Origin of the sequence: Paenibacillus sp. FSL H7-0323 (genome assembly GCF_038002725.1) — a bacterium.
Lineage (GTDB): Bacteria > Bacillota > Bacilli > Paenibacillales > Paenibacillaceae > Paenibacillus_AQ > Paenibacillus_AQ odorifer.
The window spans coordinates 6,732,622-6,746,212 of sequence record NZ_JBBODB010000001.1; the positions used below are offsets into that span (position 1 = coordinate 6,732,622).

Genomic DNA, 13,591 nt, shown 5'->3' on the forward strand with positions numbered 1-13,591 from the left:
AGGTAAAAAGTATTAAGGAGAAGGACCAAATGAAAGGTAGACGCATCTCTGGCTGGTGGTCCGTTATCGGGGACATGAGCATGGAACGCAAGCTGCTCCTCGTCTTTTTAATTATCATTACCCTCCCGCTATCCTTCATCAGTGTATTTACCTTCAAGAGCTACTCAGAATCTATTCAGGGGAACACCATTGCTTATTCTGAGAAATTAATCGATCAAATGATGGATGGAGTAGACGATTATATCGAAGATATGAAGCGTATTTCATCTATGCCCGCCTATGTGAATGATATCAAACAGAATTTAATACGTTCGAACAACTACCATGAGCAGAAAAAGATTATGGGAGGCGCAACTGGGAGTGCTGCTTTGTCGCCCGGTGATTTTGATCTTCTGTTGTCCATTCAACGGGGGATAGAGGGCAACATTTCGTTTATTAACAATATTAAGCGAGGTGCGAACTCGGTTTATATTTTTGACGCTTACGGAAATGGTTATTATTCTGCGAAGGATGGTGGCGTACGACTTGATCTCGAGCAAAGCTATAAATACTGGAGCCAGCAGACTAAGGATTCCAGCGGAGAAGCATTATTGTTCGGTACTCAAGCGTATACAAGTAATCTGCAGAGCACCCGATATGCTTTTACCGTTGTTCGCAAAATCGTGGATGGCTTGTTAAATCCAATCGGGCTGATTGCGGTTGAAGCGAATATTAGCAATTTGGAGAATCAAGTTAAGGAACTGGATAAAGTCACCCATGGGAAGTCGTTGATTGTGGATGAGAAGGGAATGGTCATCTACGACAGCGACAAGAAGCTGCTGGCCACAGATATTTCTGATTCAGACTTGTTCAAAAGAGTTGGAGGCATTTCTGGAAGCTTTTATGATACAGTCAACGGAAAAGAGCGGTTGAATATTTACTCTGGCTCTACCAAAACCAATTGGAAGGTAATTATCTCTATTCCTGTTGATGTACTGATGCGTGATGTGAAGCTGACCCGTAATACAACACTTGCTGCTACATTAAGTATCATAGTACTAGCGTTAATTATTTCGATTATTCTTTCCGTTGCCCTTACTAAATCGCTGACTCAAATGATTCAATTGATGAAAAAAGTTCAGGGCGGCGATCTGGATGTGATGTTCAGAGTTAAACGGCGTGACGAAATTGGTCTGCTGGGGCATCAATTTAATCGTATGTTAGCCCGAATCAGGCAGCTAATTCAGGATATTTACCGCATAGAAGAACAGAAAAAGGAAGCAGAGCTTCATGCGCTGCAGAGTCAAATCAATCCTCATTTTATCTATAACACACTGGAGTCCATCCGAATGACCGCCGAGCTGAATGATGATGTCGAAGCTGCGGATATGATCTCTATTCTGGGCAAACTGCTACGGTACAGTACAAGTGATCTGAGTGGCAATACGACATTGAAGCAAGAGCTTGGGTATGTGCGTAATTACGTCGAGCTGCTGAACTATCGTTATCCTAACCGTTTTTTACTGGATATCGATGTGCCGAAGTCGTTAGATAATTACTCTATTATCAAGCTGGTCTTCCAGCCTATCATTGAAAATGCAGCTTACCATGGCTTAGATGATAATAAGCCGCAAATGCATTTAAGCATCCGCTGCGAGATTACAGAGCAAATGCTGTTGTTTCATATTAAAGACGACGGGATCGGAATGGATGAGAAGACTTTGGAGAAATTGAATGATGGGCTGCAGAACGAAAGTCCTCCTAAGAAAAGCATTAACGGGGGGATAGGCATGAAAAATGTACAGCAGCGAGTGCGTCTTCATTATGGAGCGGCATTTGGGATCCAGGTATATAGTGAGCTTGGACGAGGGACCGATGTTATTTTGTCGCTGCCATTACTGGAGCAGGAATTAATTGGCTTACCTGAGTAACGAAATAAGAGGGGGCTGTCCGTTGAAGGGGTTGAAATTAGAATGGACTATGCGGACCATACTGTTACTTCTCTTAGTGTTATTGAGTAGTAGCTGTGCCAATAACAATAAGCAGACGGAATCCACTCCGCCTCCAGTTGGAGACGAGGTGAAGTCTGACTTGTCCGGCACCATAGTCATGATGACCAATCGAATAGATCTGATAGAGAACGGAACTTTTCAAGGATACGCGGACCAATTTAAACAGAGATACCCCGAAGCCAATGTGGAATTTGAAGGCTTGTCCAATTATGCAACGGATATTCTGGTACGGCTATCCACGAAAGATGCCGGTGATGTACTGTTGCTTCCGGTGAATCTTCCGTCAAAGGAGCTGGATTATTTTTTCGAGCCGCTGGATGAAGAAACCGCCGCTAGTGAGAGGTTCACCTCTTTTGCTACGTATAACGGGAAACGATATGGGCTGTCTACGGGGACTACTACGGTTGGGATTGTCTATAATAAAAAGGCATTCGAAAAAGCAGGAATAGCTACTGTTCCTAAGACGCTGGATGAATTCTACGAAGCTTGTGCGAAATTAAAACAAGCGGGTATTATCCCCCTATATATGAATTATGGAGCCGTTTGGCCTTTACGTGAATGGGGAAACAGTCTGGTTAACTATATGACAGGTAATCCAGAGTATCTAAATAATATGGTAAATGAGGATAGCCCGTGGCAGCTTGATAATGAGTGGGGGAAATCAATTTCCATTGCTCGAACCTTAATTGGTAAAGGCTATGTTGAAGATGAACTATTCTCGAACAATTGGGAGATATCGAAGACTAAGCTAGCTAAAGGTCAAGCAGGGATGTATTTACTGGGAAATTGGACGATTGGACAAGTCCTTGATGTGGGGGCTGCCCCGGATGATATTGGATTCTTCCCGTTTCCGTATGATAATAGCAGTGCTCATTATGCGCCGATCAATCCAGATTGGTTCATGGGGGTTAGTAAATATACCAAGAACAAAGAGCTTGCTATGGCGTGGTTGAATTTTTTTGTGAAGGAGACTTCCTATCGAGATGATTGGGGATTTCTTCCGGCAGATGGAAGCTTGAATCCCTCTATGTCGCAGTATCGTGAGTTTTTATCTTATAAGCCTAAGCTACTCGATGCTACTGTACAAAGTGATGCGTTCATCGAGCTGGCGAATAGAGCCAAGCTATCCTTTTGGTCCGGGGATTATATTCAGGAGTTACTGGCTGCGCCTGATTTACAAAAGGCTTTTGACGAATTAAATGCAAAATGGAAGGAAGCGCGGGCAGGAGCGTCACAAACTTCTCAGCCTTAAAGTTAGTACTAAATAAATTTGATGACATTCTCTGGAGGGTTATATATGGCTAAAAAGGTCACCATGCAAAAAATCGCTGATCATCTCGGCGTATCCAAATTCGTTGTCTCCAAGTCACTTTCGGGTAAGGGCGGCGTTAATGAGACGACAAGAGAGCGAGTGATTCAAGCGGCATCGCAGCTGGGTTATTTTACGCAAAAAAATGCTTTTGTCCAAGGTATAAAACGCACGCCTCCGGTAGGTGGCGGGGATCGGAATAAGCAATCCGTGCTGGTGTTAATGCCGAATATTCGTTCTCAGACGCAGGATTCCTTGTATTGGGGAAAAATTGTGGATGGTATTGCGATTGCGCTGGATCAGGAAGGGCTTGGGATGGTCATTATCTCCGAGAACCGTGCGGATAATTTCGTTAATATTTTGAATCCCAATGGAATCCTTGGTTTGATAGGTGTGGGCCAAATCTCTACTTCCTTGCTGCTTGAGGTACACCGTATTGGTTTGCCGATGGTGTTGATTGACCATGAAGATCCGCTAATTCCAAGTGATACCGTGTTTGCGAATAATGTGGATTCTATGGCTCGACTTACGAATCATTTGATGGGCACAGGCCATACCCAAATGCATTTTATCGGCAATATTGGATTCTCACGCAGTTTCCGCGACCGGTGGATTGGCTTCCGGAGTGCGCTGGAGGAGAGTGGGATAAGACTGCCTTTGGAAGATGATGCGAATCTTTTTCTGGAAGGGGTGGAGGAAGACTTATTTCAGGAGGATTTTAAAAACTGGGTGAATAAGCGTAAAAAAGCCAAAACACTCCCGACAGCCTTGGTTTGCGCTAACGACTCCACAGCCCTTTCGGTCAGTGACATCCTCAAGGAAGAAGGGTTTAATATTCCGGAGGATATCTCGGTTACTGGCTTTGATAATATTGAGGATGCCTTAAGAGGCGTTCCACCGCTTACAACTGTTCATGTTCCTAAAGAAGCGATGGGCCGAGCCGCAGTGGAGAAACTTCTGAGCCGTATTCATAATCCTTCTGCACCGCTTGAGAAAATTCTTATTGCAGCGGATATTGTACATCGTGATTCCGTGGATAAGCCGCGAGACTAGAACTATGTTGATCTAAAAAGTATATAAGCCATGGAATCTAGTTTTGCTTGAGTAAGGGGGAGTTTAGTTATGACAGAATCAGTTGCCATGCCAAAGATTGAAGGCGAACAGATTCAACTACGCGGTGTGCAAGCATCCGATCTGGAGGCTTATTATAAATTTTTGCTTGATGTTGAGATGGGGCAATTAACAGGATCACAAGGAGATTTCTCCCGTGAGCAGACGGCAGCTTGGATTCGTAAGATTCGTGTTCCAGCCGAGGATCGTGTGGATCTTATGATTATAGTAAAGGACACGGGTGAGCTCGTTGGAGAAGTGGTACTAAATGAAATAGATCCGGACAATCGTAGTGCAAATATCCGGATCGGCATTTGTGGGCATGAACATCGGGGTAAAGGTTACGGTACTGAAGCTATGATTCAAATGCTGCGATATGGCTTTGAAACTATGAAGCTGCATCGCATCCATCTCGGCGTATATACTTTTAACCCCAGAGCCGTTCATGTCTATGAGAAGCTTGGTTTTCAACGCGACGGTGTGGAGCGGGATGCTCTTTATGTAGACGGAGAGTTTCATAACATGATTCTGATGTCCATGCTTGAAGAGGAGTTCCGCAGTTTGTACAATTAAAAAAAGTGAATCTAGGGTAAGGAAGATTGTAGGTAACTTCCTCACCAGATTCACTATGAATATTAGTCTGTAATATTTCCAGCCATTTTGAGGCGTTTGGCAATTTCTTTAAAGTCTTCGGGGGAGATTCCGGGAGCGAATTCCTCTTCGACTGCCGGAGCAACGGGGATCGGAAAGCCTTTAGGGGATCCTTGAATAACTTCAAGCGGAAGATTATCCTCTGGGTGGGTTCCCTTCCAAATCTGATCGATGGCGCCGAAGTCACTTTCACTCCAGGTGTATAGCTTGGTATGCACGCCTTTTTCTTCATATTTTTTTGCTTCGCTGAATGATTTATTATTTAACGAAGGAATCGGCACGAGCTTAGTTACATTAACACCTGTTGCCACTTCGATGGCTTTGGCATAAGCGACCACGTGGACACCACCACGGACTAAAAGGAATCCGACTACAGCGCGTGCAGCTGGATGGTCTGTCATTTCGTAGACCTTCATTTTATGTGTTCTGGCTCCGCATTCGAGGAAGAAGTTATGTAGCAGATCTTCCACTAGGTTGCCGCTATTAAAGACGTTTGCTCCGGTCCACGGGTTCCCTGTTGAATCAAAAGGCATAGCCCCTTGTGCACCAGCCAGAAAGTGATAGGATAGACGCGCATCTTTTGCGGACCCTAGAGGGGTGGAATCGGGCTCTTTATAACTTGTTGACCCTCGAAGACATTTGTTGATGGCATGCGAAACCAGCTCGACATGGCCAAGCTCTTCCGCTGTTATGCTCATCACCAAATCATAAAAAGGCTTCAGCTTGTCTTTTGAACGGAAATTAAAGGATTGAAAGAGGTAATTGTTAAGGGTCGACATTTCTCCGAACTTTCCGCCAAGTAATTCCTGAACAGCGGCAGCAGCATTGGGATCGGGCTTCTCAACTTCAGGAATCTCAATCATGATTTCATCCATACGTTTGAACATTAATATCTCAGCCTCCTTGGAGTTAGGGGTTACTGACCTATTTTGAGCTTAATCTATAGGAATTACTCATGAATGGGCTGAAAAGTATGGATGTGCGTCATGTAAAAGGCTTTTTGTGTCGAAAAGGCAAACGGCAAATACTATCAAATACGCAATTAAAACCACAATCAAATACGCAATCAAATACGCATATTAACCTGCTAACGGACACAGCAGACCCTATATGCATGCAGTATTATCCGATATTTACAATGCTAACGGACTCCAGCGCAGCTATCGGCCTAGAAAACGCCCCAAATGGGACTCTTTTCAGGGAATAGCGCCCCTGGAGTCCGAAAACTTACTTTGAAGGCTAAATACATGTGAATAGCGTCATCTGAGTCCTTAAGTTACTCTAGATGATTGATATTCGCTTGAAGCAAACAGTGAATGATCAAAACGCAGAGCAGCGATCCTCCTAATATAGGAGAATCGCTGCTCTGTTGATTTTTAGGGTTTATGAACTTTTTTTACAATGCTAAATTACGATCAATAAGAGCAATACGTTGCTGTACACAAGCATAAGAGCGAAGGGGATCCTCTGGAGTGTTCAGCACATAATCTAACATTTGGTCAACGGTAGTTGTAGCCACATGGATACGAGTGTCGGAGGAGGCGTAGTAAATATAGATTTCACCGTTATCAAGTGCAATCACGCCATTACAGAACACGACATTGGAGACATCGCCGACACGTTCTTCACCGTCTGGTGCGATGAAATGACCACCAGGTGAATGAGTAACTTTGTTTGGCTCATCCAGGTCAGACAAGAAAGCATATAGCACGTATCGGAGTCCAGCAGCTGTGTTGCGTACACCATGAGCAATATGCAGCCAGCCTTTTGCAGTTTTGATTGGAGCTGGACCTTGGCCATTTTTAACTTCCTTGATGGTATGGTAGTAGCGTTCGTCCATGATAGTCTCGCTGGTAATTACGGCATCTTCAATTGTATCCGAGAGTCCCCAGCCAATACCGCCACCGGAACCTGCATCGATAAAGCCATCTTGTGGGCGAGTGTAGAAAGCGTATTTTCCATCTACAAATTCAGGGTGTAGCACGACATTACGCTGCTGAGCAGAGCCTGTTTTGAGATCCGCCAGACGTTCCCAGGTCTTCAGATCTTTGGTGCGAACAATACCACACTGTGCTACTGCGCTAGAAAGGTCACCATGTGGAGCTTCTGGATCTTTGCGTTCTGTACAGAAGAGGCCGTAGATCCAGCCATCTTCATGGCTAACGAGGCGCATGTCGTAGACGTTGATATCAGGAACTTCTGTCTCCGGCAGCACAACTGGATGATCCCAGAAGCGGAAGCCGTCCACGCCATTGTCGCTTTCTGCTACAGCGAAAAAAGATTTGCGGTCATTGCCTTCCACGCGAGCAACAAGATAGAATTTGCCATTCAGTGCAATAGCACCCGGGTTGAAGACGCCGTTGACGCCAATTCTTTCGGCAAAATAAGGGTTGGTATCTGGGTTAAAATCATAACGCCAGATTAAGGGCGCATGCTCAGCAGTTAGCAGTGGATGAGCATATCGGTCATAAATACCGTTTCCATAAGGAAGCTTTTCGTTCTTGCGAGCGATCAGGGCTTCATAACGTTCTGTTAATTGTTGTTTGCGTTCTTGGAATAATGATGACATTAGACAGTCTCCTTTATAGTTGATTTCAGTCGTGCGATCATTTCGAAGCAGGCTCTGCTGTTATGATAAGGACATTTCCAGGCGCTAACCTTTGATCCGTGAGGCAGGGGCTGAAGGTTCTCGTCCACGCCCCAGTACCATTCACCCAGCTTGTGATCCACCATGTATTTATCGATAAAAGTCCAGGAGGCTTGGGCAGCCTCATTAAATTTGCTGTTACCAGTCAGCTGATAAGCATTATAGAATCCAACAACCGCCTCAGCTTGCGGCCACCAATCTTTATCTTTGCTCAGCAGCCCGCTTGGGTCAGCTTCATTCCATATCCCTCCATCGCTATCAATACCTTCCGCAAGAACGGCTTCTGCCATGGAGACAGCGACTGTTCGCACACGCTGCAGCAGTTGCTCTTCTCCAAGGGTTTCAGCGGCTTCCACCAACAGCCAGCTTCCTTCGATGTCATGTCCGTAGGAGATAATATCTGATTTCACATTCCATGCCTCATCTAAGAAAAGATGAAAATGCTGGCCTTCCTGATCAATGATATGATCCAGCATCGTTTCGATTAGCTCAGTTAGCGTGCTCTTTAGTTCCTCCGACTTCCATACTCGATAGAGACCGGTATACGCTTCCAGAACATGCAGATGGGTATTCATAGATTTTTTTTCATTCATATCCTTGCTGCTGAGACTGAGGTTATCAGTGATTTGCCATTCCCGTGATAAAGCTTCGACATAACCTTTATAAATAGAATCATAGCCGTATTTCTCAACTAGCTGGAATAATTGAATCGCATCCTCTAAGACCTCTGGACGTCCGGTCGCATGGTAGAATTCAGCAAGTGCGTAGATAGCAAAGGATTGGCCATAGATCTGCTTTTTCTCTTGAGAAGGTCTGCCCTCAGCATCCACCATCCAGTATAATCCGCCATACTCTTTATCAATGAAGTGTTCCATCAGATAGGTATAAGCACGTTCTGCCATCGCCAGATATTCCGGTTTACCGTAGATCCGGTAAGCGCTCGCAAAGGACCAAAGAATCCGGGCATTAAGCACAAGGCTTTTCTCTGCGTTAGGAGTAATGTTCAGCTGATTGTCGATTTCACCTATAAAACCGCCGTTCACTTCGTCCTTCGTCTGTTTCATCCAAAAACTAAGAATATTATCCTGCAGTTCATCCTCAAGTTGGGTCAACCATAATTCTGGTGAATTAATCATTGTAATCAGTCACTCCTCACATTATTTGGTGATTTTTGAGGTGAAATATTCGTTGATGATCCCAGCGGCTTGCTTACCGTACATACAGTAATCATCATTCTGTGCTGCTTCTTCAATTGGATAAAGATGAGTAGGCCAATCCCAGAGCATAAAGCCCTGAACCCAATCTCTGTGCTCACAGCCTTGAAACATTGCCTGATAGAATTTACTTTGTTCTTTTTGACTTGGTTCGCCCTTTAAAGTCCAATCATTGGGAATCGCGGCGCTTCCGCTCCGGCTTGGGCAACCCGCTTCCATGAAAAAGAACGGCTTATTCTGTGAGTGCACCACTTGCTCAATCCGGTCGAGCTGAGCCTCCCAATCACTAGCTGGATAATACCCACTTGAAGAAATCACATCGAGCGCATCCCACCAGGTTACGTTATCCTCCTGATACTTATCGCAATTATAAGTAAGAATACCTGAGTAGACCTTCCGCACCTCAGCAATAAGCGAACGCCATTCGGCTTCGCGTCTATCCGTCTGTACAAGCTCACAGCCAATACAGAACATTTCACAGCCTGTTTCCTCAGCGATAGCGGCATAGTGCAGAATAAATTTAGTATAAGAGCTGAACCACTCAGACCATTTAGGCTCGCAAGGGACATCCTTATCAAAAAAGTTAATATGGGCACGCCAAGTTCCGTCAGCACAATTAACAATCGGCTTCAGGCATACTTTTAGCTGCAGTGACTTCGCTTTGCTGATAGCCCATTTCACTTCTTCGTCGCTAACGGTTGGAGCCTCCCAGTAGGGGATTTCCGTAGAATGAGCGGTAGCTTGAAGCGCACTGAGCGCAATGGCCGTCCAGTTCGCTCCGGTGACAGAGGACATTAATTCCAGCGAACACTCAGCTTCTTTTGTTGTCCATGAACCACGTCTACCCGAGAAACCCCAGGTTACGCCTGCAATGTATTCGTTGTTTAACATCATCGAGAATCCTCACTTTACACACAAAAATAGAAAAATTAGCAATCTTCATTTTGTTAGATAGTTATTATTGTTTTGTTAGTTTATAATAACAACTTAATTTAGTTATATACTTTTTTGCAGATGATTTCAAGGACAATTTGTAGTTGAAGCTGGGAAATTTGAATAACTTTAGTTATAGTAAATATAAGACTATAAAAGGGCGCAATCGTACATTGACGTAATACATGGGGAGATACTATTCGTGATGATAGCGCAATCATAATAACTGGCGGATACAACTGGAGGGAATTACTCAAATGATAAATGTTATGATTGCGGACGACGAGGAAGTCATTCGCAGGGGGCTCGAAAAAATCACATCCAGAATGGAAATAGACGTACATGTAATTGGATCTTACGGCAACGGCTTGGAAGCCTGGGAACATTTAGAAAAGTTATCCCGGGAGGATATAGATCTGCTTATTACAGATATCAAAATGCCTAGAATGGATGGTTTTAAGCTGATTGAACAGGCTAGAGACCATATGGAGGATATCCCTATTGCTGTCCTTAGCGGTTTTAGTGAATTTGAATATGCCCGTCGAGCGATCCGTCATGGGGTGATGGATTATTTGCTTAAACCGATTGATAAGACTCAGCTATATGAACTGCTTAAGAGAGTAGAGGATGTAAAGAAAAAGACCGTGACGGAGCATGAGGAGATTTTCTCACAAGCTGCGGATGGTGGAGAACATTATGTAGTTGAGCAGACAAAAAGTATTCTGGAGAGAGAGTATGATCAGAACTTCGAGCTTGAACGCCTAGCGGAGATGGTGGGCATGAATGCGAGTTATCTCAGCCGTTTGTTCAAATTAAAGACGGGGCAGACGATCACAGACTATCTGATTCGGATTAGAATTTCTAAAGCAAAGGAACTGTTAATGGAGCATCCTGACCTGAAAAATTATGAAATTGCCGAGAAGGTTGGTTATAGCGATCCGGTATATTTTAATAAATTGTTCAAGAAAATGTGTGGTATGACACCTAAGGATTATAAAAGCGGCTGTAAATTCCCGAAAATTGAACGTGAGTTTTAGGCATATATAGGAAGTTATTTATTAGGAGGGCGAAAAGCTCTCTTTTTTTGTGGATATTTTTATAAATTAGATAACAAAATTGTTATAAGTAAAACAAAAATAACAAATACAAGACCAGAAAAAGCAATTGAAACCATCGTTTTGCGTCGAAAATAGATTTATAATGGGTTTGTAAGCGATATCATCACTTGTTTTCAAGAGTAATTCAGATAATCCGGTATTAATGGCTACTCTTTCAAGTTATGAGTGATGATAAAAGTTATTATTTTTGTTATTTACCTAAAACTAGAGTTGAATTGAAGAGAGGGGTCGTAACAGCATGAAAAAAGGCAAAACAATGATGGGCTTGATGGCACTAACACTTGTGGCGGGATTGTTTAGCGGTTGTTCCTCAAACAACAACACTAACAATGAAGCTGCTAAAAACACAGGAAACAATGGTTCTTCAGCAGAGGCAACTGCTCCAGCTGATGGTACAGCAGCTAAGGATATCAAAGGGGATATCACAGTCATAACGCAAAGAACAGATATTGTTGATACCGTATTCAAAGAGTATGCGGCTAAATTTAATGAGAAATATCCTGATGTAAAGGTGAACTTTGAAGCGCTCGCTACTTACGAAGATCAAATTAAAATTCGTATGAGCACTAGTGATTATGGCGACGTTCTTTTGTTACCTACTAGCATAGCTGTAAAAGATATTCCTGATTTCTTCGAACCCCTTGGCAAGCTTGAAGAAATGAGCAAACAATACACAGGGTTGGAAGAACGTGCAGTAGACGGAGTTGCCTATGGTATTCCGATGACCATCAACTTTAACGGGATTATCTATAACAAACAAGTCTTCAAAGATGCCGGAATTACAGAGGTTCCCAAAACCCCTGAACAATTCTTGACTGCTCTGCAGACTATTAAAGACAAAACACAAGCTGTTCCTCTTTACACAAATTACGCAGCAGGCTGGACATTGACACAATGGGAAGCGGATCTGGCTACAGTAGCTGGTGACCGTGATTATGTGAACATTGCTCAAGTGGCTAGCGACGACAACTATGTAGCGGGTCAACCACACTATGAATTGTACAAAATTCTGTACGATGCAGCACAAAAAGGTTTGATTGAAGAAGATCCAACTACAACAGACTGGGAATCTTCCAAAGCTGATCTGGCCAACGGAAAAATTGGGACTATGGTGCTTGGATCTTGGGCAATTGGGCAAATCAAAGGCCTGGCTACAAATCCAGACGATGTTGGATTTATGCCTTTCCCAACCAATGCGGATAAAATCCTTGTGCCGCTTGCTGGGGACTACAATCTGGGTGTCAGCGTGCACAGTAAAAACAAAGAAGCTGCTAGAGCTTGGGTGGATTGGTTCATCAACGAATCTAACTATCCTACAACTGAAGGCGGCGGTATGAGCCCGGCTATCGGTGCAGAGCTTCCAGAAATCCTGAAACAATATGAAGGTACAGATGTAACCTTTGATACTCTTGCTCCTGCTAAAGCTGGTGAAGAAGGCTGGTCTGATGAAATCGACAAACAAGCTGAGATCGGTGCTTGGCAGCCAGACTTCAAGAAACGGATTATTGAAGCAGCGATTGGCAACAGAAAAGAATCCTATGATGACATCATGAAAGACCTGAACGACAAGTGGAAAGCCGCTCGCGCTAAAGTCACAGCACAGTAACAACTATAAGCTTCTTAGATGCTATAGGCGGTAGTGAATGTGGGAGGGGATATGCTAACAAGCATTTCCCCCTTCACATTTAAACGAGTCTTAAATAAATGAGGATGCTTTTTCTGGAGGTGTATCGGGTGTTTAAGTTTTCAAATTTGAGCTATAAAAATCAAAGAATCGCTATCATCATCTTATTCTCATTAGTGCCGATATTGTTGCTGCTCACATTCGCTTATTATCCAGTCATCAGTATGTTTCGGTACAGCTTCACCAGTTGGAATGGATTGAGCAAAAATATGGAATATGTCGGTTTAGAAAACTACAAGACCATTTTTACGAAACCTGAGTATTTTTCTGTGTTTAAGGTCAGCTTGTATTATTTCTTTACCACCTTTATTCAGATGGCACTTGCCTTGTATTTTGCAACCATCTTGAGCTTTAGTGTTCGCATGAAAAACTTGTTTAAAGGGATTTTGTTCTTCCCAACCTTGCTAAACGGTGTAGCAATCGGTTTTATCTTCCTGTTCTTTTTCAAACCAGATGGAACGTTAGATACGATTCTTAATCTGATTGGGCTTGGCAGTCTGCAGCAGAAATGGCTTCTGAATCCTAACTTGATCAACTTCTCGCTCGCAGGTGCGTCACTGTGGAGATACATGGGAATGAACTTCCTGATTTTCCTCGGAGCTATTTCTTCTATTGGTAAGGATATCTATGAGGCCGCTGAAATTGACGGTGCAAACAGATGGCATCAGTTTATGCATATTATTTTGCCAAGCATTAAACGTATTCTGCAATTGAACTTGATTCTTGCGGTTAGTGGCGCCATTGGGGTATTCGAAATTCCATACGTCATGACAGGCGGATCTAACGGAAGTAGTACATTCGTAATTCAGACGGTCGATGTAGCTTTCAAATACAGCAAGGTTGGTTTGGCATCGGCGATGGCCGTGGTATTGCTGGGTATTGTTATCATAGTTACTATTTTGCAGCGCGTTCTGATCAAGGAGGAGAAATAAAC

The 13,591-nt window shown here is 43.5% G+C and carries 11 protein-coding genes; 7 read left to right on the forward strand and 4 right to left on the reverse strand.

Features of this window, described 5'->3' with window-relative positions; translation table 11 throughout:
* Positions 1-29 precede the first annotated feature (29 nt).
* From MHH89_RS29970 to MHH89_RS29985, 4 genes are all read left to right on the forward strand, one after another.
* Entirely contained in the window at positions 30-1,910 is a 1,881-nt protein-coding gene (locus MHH89_RS29970) for a cache domain-containing sensor histidine kinase (RefSeq protein ID WP_076279762.1), read from the forward strand.
* A 22-nt stretch (positions 1,911-1,932) separates the two neighbouring features.
* Entirely contained in the window at positions 1,933-3,243 is a 1,311-nt protein-coding gene (locus MHH89_RS29975; protein WP_341088732.1) for an ABC transporter substrate-binding protein, read from the forward strand.
* 45 nt (positions 3,244-3,288) lie between these two features.
* Positions 3,289-4,353, forward strand: coding sequence for a LacI family DNA-binding transcriptional regulator (locus tag MHH89_RS29980; RefSeq protein WP_076126305.1), 1,065 nt, complete (start codon positions 3,289-3,291; stop codon positions 4,351-4,353).
* A gap of 69 nt (positions 4,354-4,422) precedes the next feature.
* Entirely contained in the window at positions 4,423-4,983 is a 561-nt protein-coding gene (locus MHH89_RS29985; RefSeq protein WP_341088733.1) for a GNAT family N-acetyltransferase, read from the forward strand.
* A gap of 62 nt (positions 4,984-5,045) precedes the next feature.
* Here the strand turns inward: MHH89_RS29985 and MHH89_RS29990 are convergent, their stop codons facing one another.
* The 4 genes from MHH89_RS29990 to MHH89_RS30005 all read right to left on the reverse strand — a co-directional run bounded on the left by MHH89_RS29990 (position 5,046) and on the right by MHH89_RS30005 (position 9,816).
* Complete coding sequence (locus tag MHH89_RS29990; protein ID WP_076126309.1) at positions 5,046-5,948, reverse strand: manganese catalase family protein; 903 nt, start codon at positions 5,946-5,948, stop codon at positions 5,046-5,048.
* A gap of 509 nt (positions 5,949-6,457) precedes the next feature.
* On the reverse strand, positions 6,458-7,630 hold the full coding sequence (locus MHH89_RS29995) for a glycoside hydrolase family 130 protein (protein WP_076279759.1): 1,173 nt from the start codon (positions 7,628-7,630) through the stop codon (positions 6,458-6,460).
* On the reverse strand, positions 7,630-8,844 hold the full coding sequence (locus MHH89_RS30000; protein ID WP_076218142.1) for an AGE family epimerase/isomerase: 1,215 nt from the start codon (positions 8,842-8,844) through the stop codon (positions 7,630-7,632). Before MHH89_RS30000 ends, MHH89_RS29995 begins: the two co-directional genes overlap by 1 nt.
* Positions 8,845-8,865: 21 nt before the next feature.
* On the reverse strand, positions 8,866-9,816 hold the full coding sequence (locus MHH89_RS30005) for a glycoside hydrolase family 113 (protein ID WP_076279758.1): 951 nt from the start codon (positions 9,814-9,816) through the stop codon (positions 8,866-8,868).
* Between the two features lie 296 nt (positions 9,817-10,112).
* On the opposite strand from MHH89_RS30005, the gene MHH89_RS30010 reads away from it, so the two are divergent.
* From MHH89_RS30010 to MHH89_RS30020, 3 genes are all read left to right on the forward strand, one after another.
* Positions 10,113-10,892 carry a response regulator gene (locus MHH89_RS30010; protein ID WP_076126317.1) on the forward strand — a complete coding sequence of 260 codons (780 nt, stop codon included), beginning with the start codon at positions 10,113-10,115 and terminating at the stop codon, positions 10,890-10,892.
* Between the two features lie 319 nt (positions 10,893-11,211).
* Positions 11,212-12,579 (forward strand): ABC transporter substrate-binding protein, encoded by a 1,368-nt coding sequence (locus MHH89_RS30015; RefSeq protein WP_076134055.1) that lies wholly within the window; start codon positions 11,212-11,214, stop codon positions 12,577-12,579.
* A 128-nt stretch (positions 12,580-12,707) separates the two neighbouring features.
* Complete coding sequence (locus tag MHH89_RS30020) at positions 12,708-13,589, forward strand: carbohydrate ABC transporter permease (RefSeq protein ID WP_036675555.1); 882 nt, start codon at positions 12,708-12,710, stop codon at positions 13,587-13,589.
* Positions 13,590-13,591 lie beyond the last annotated feature (2 nt).

Coding starts and splice junctions, on each gene's coding strand:
- MHH89_RS29970 (WP_076279762.1), top strand. CDS start 30: ATGAAAGGTAGACGCATCTCTGGCTGGTGGTCCGTTATCGGGGACATG.
- MHH89_RS29980 (WP_076126305.1), top strand. CDS start 3,289: ATGGCTAAAAAGGTCACCATGCAAAAAATCGCTGATCATCTCGGCGTA.
- MHH89_RS29985 (WP_341088733.1), top strand. CDS start 4,423: ATGACAGAATCAGTTGCCATGCCAAAGATTGAAGGCGAACAGATTCAA.
- MHH89_RS29990 (WP_076126309.1), bottom strand. CDS start 5,948: ATGTTCAAACGTATGGATGAAATCATGATTGAGATTCCTGAAGTTGAG.
- MHH89_RS29995 (WP_076279759.1), bottom strand. CDS start 7,630: ATGTCATCATTATTCCAAGAACGCAAACAACAATTAACAGAACGTTAT.
- MHH89_RS30000 (WP_076218142.1), bottom strand. CDS start 8,844: ATGATTAATTCACCAGAATTATGGTTGACCCAACTTGAGGATGAACTG.
- MHH89_RS30005 (WP_076279758.1), bottom strand. CDS start 9,816: ATGATGTTAAACAACGAATACATTGCAGGCGTAACCTGGGGTTTCTCG.
- MHH89_RS30010 (WP_076126317.1), top strand. CDS start 10,113: ATGATAAATGTTATGATTGCGGACGACGAGGAAGTCATTCGCAGGGGG.
- MHH89_RS30015 (WP_076134055.1), top strand. CDS start 11,212: ATGAAAAAAGGCAAAACAATGATGGGCTTGATGGCACTAACACTTGTG.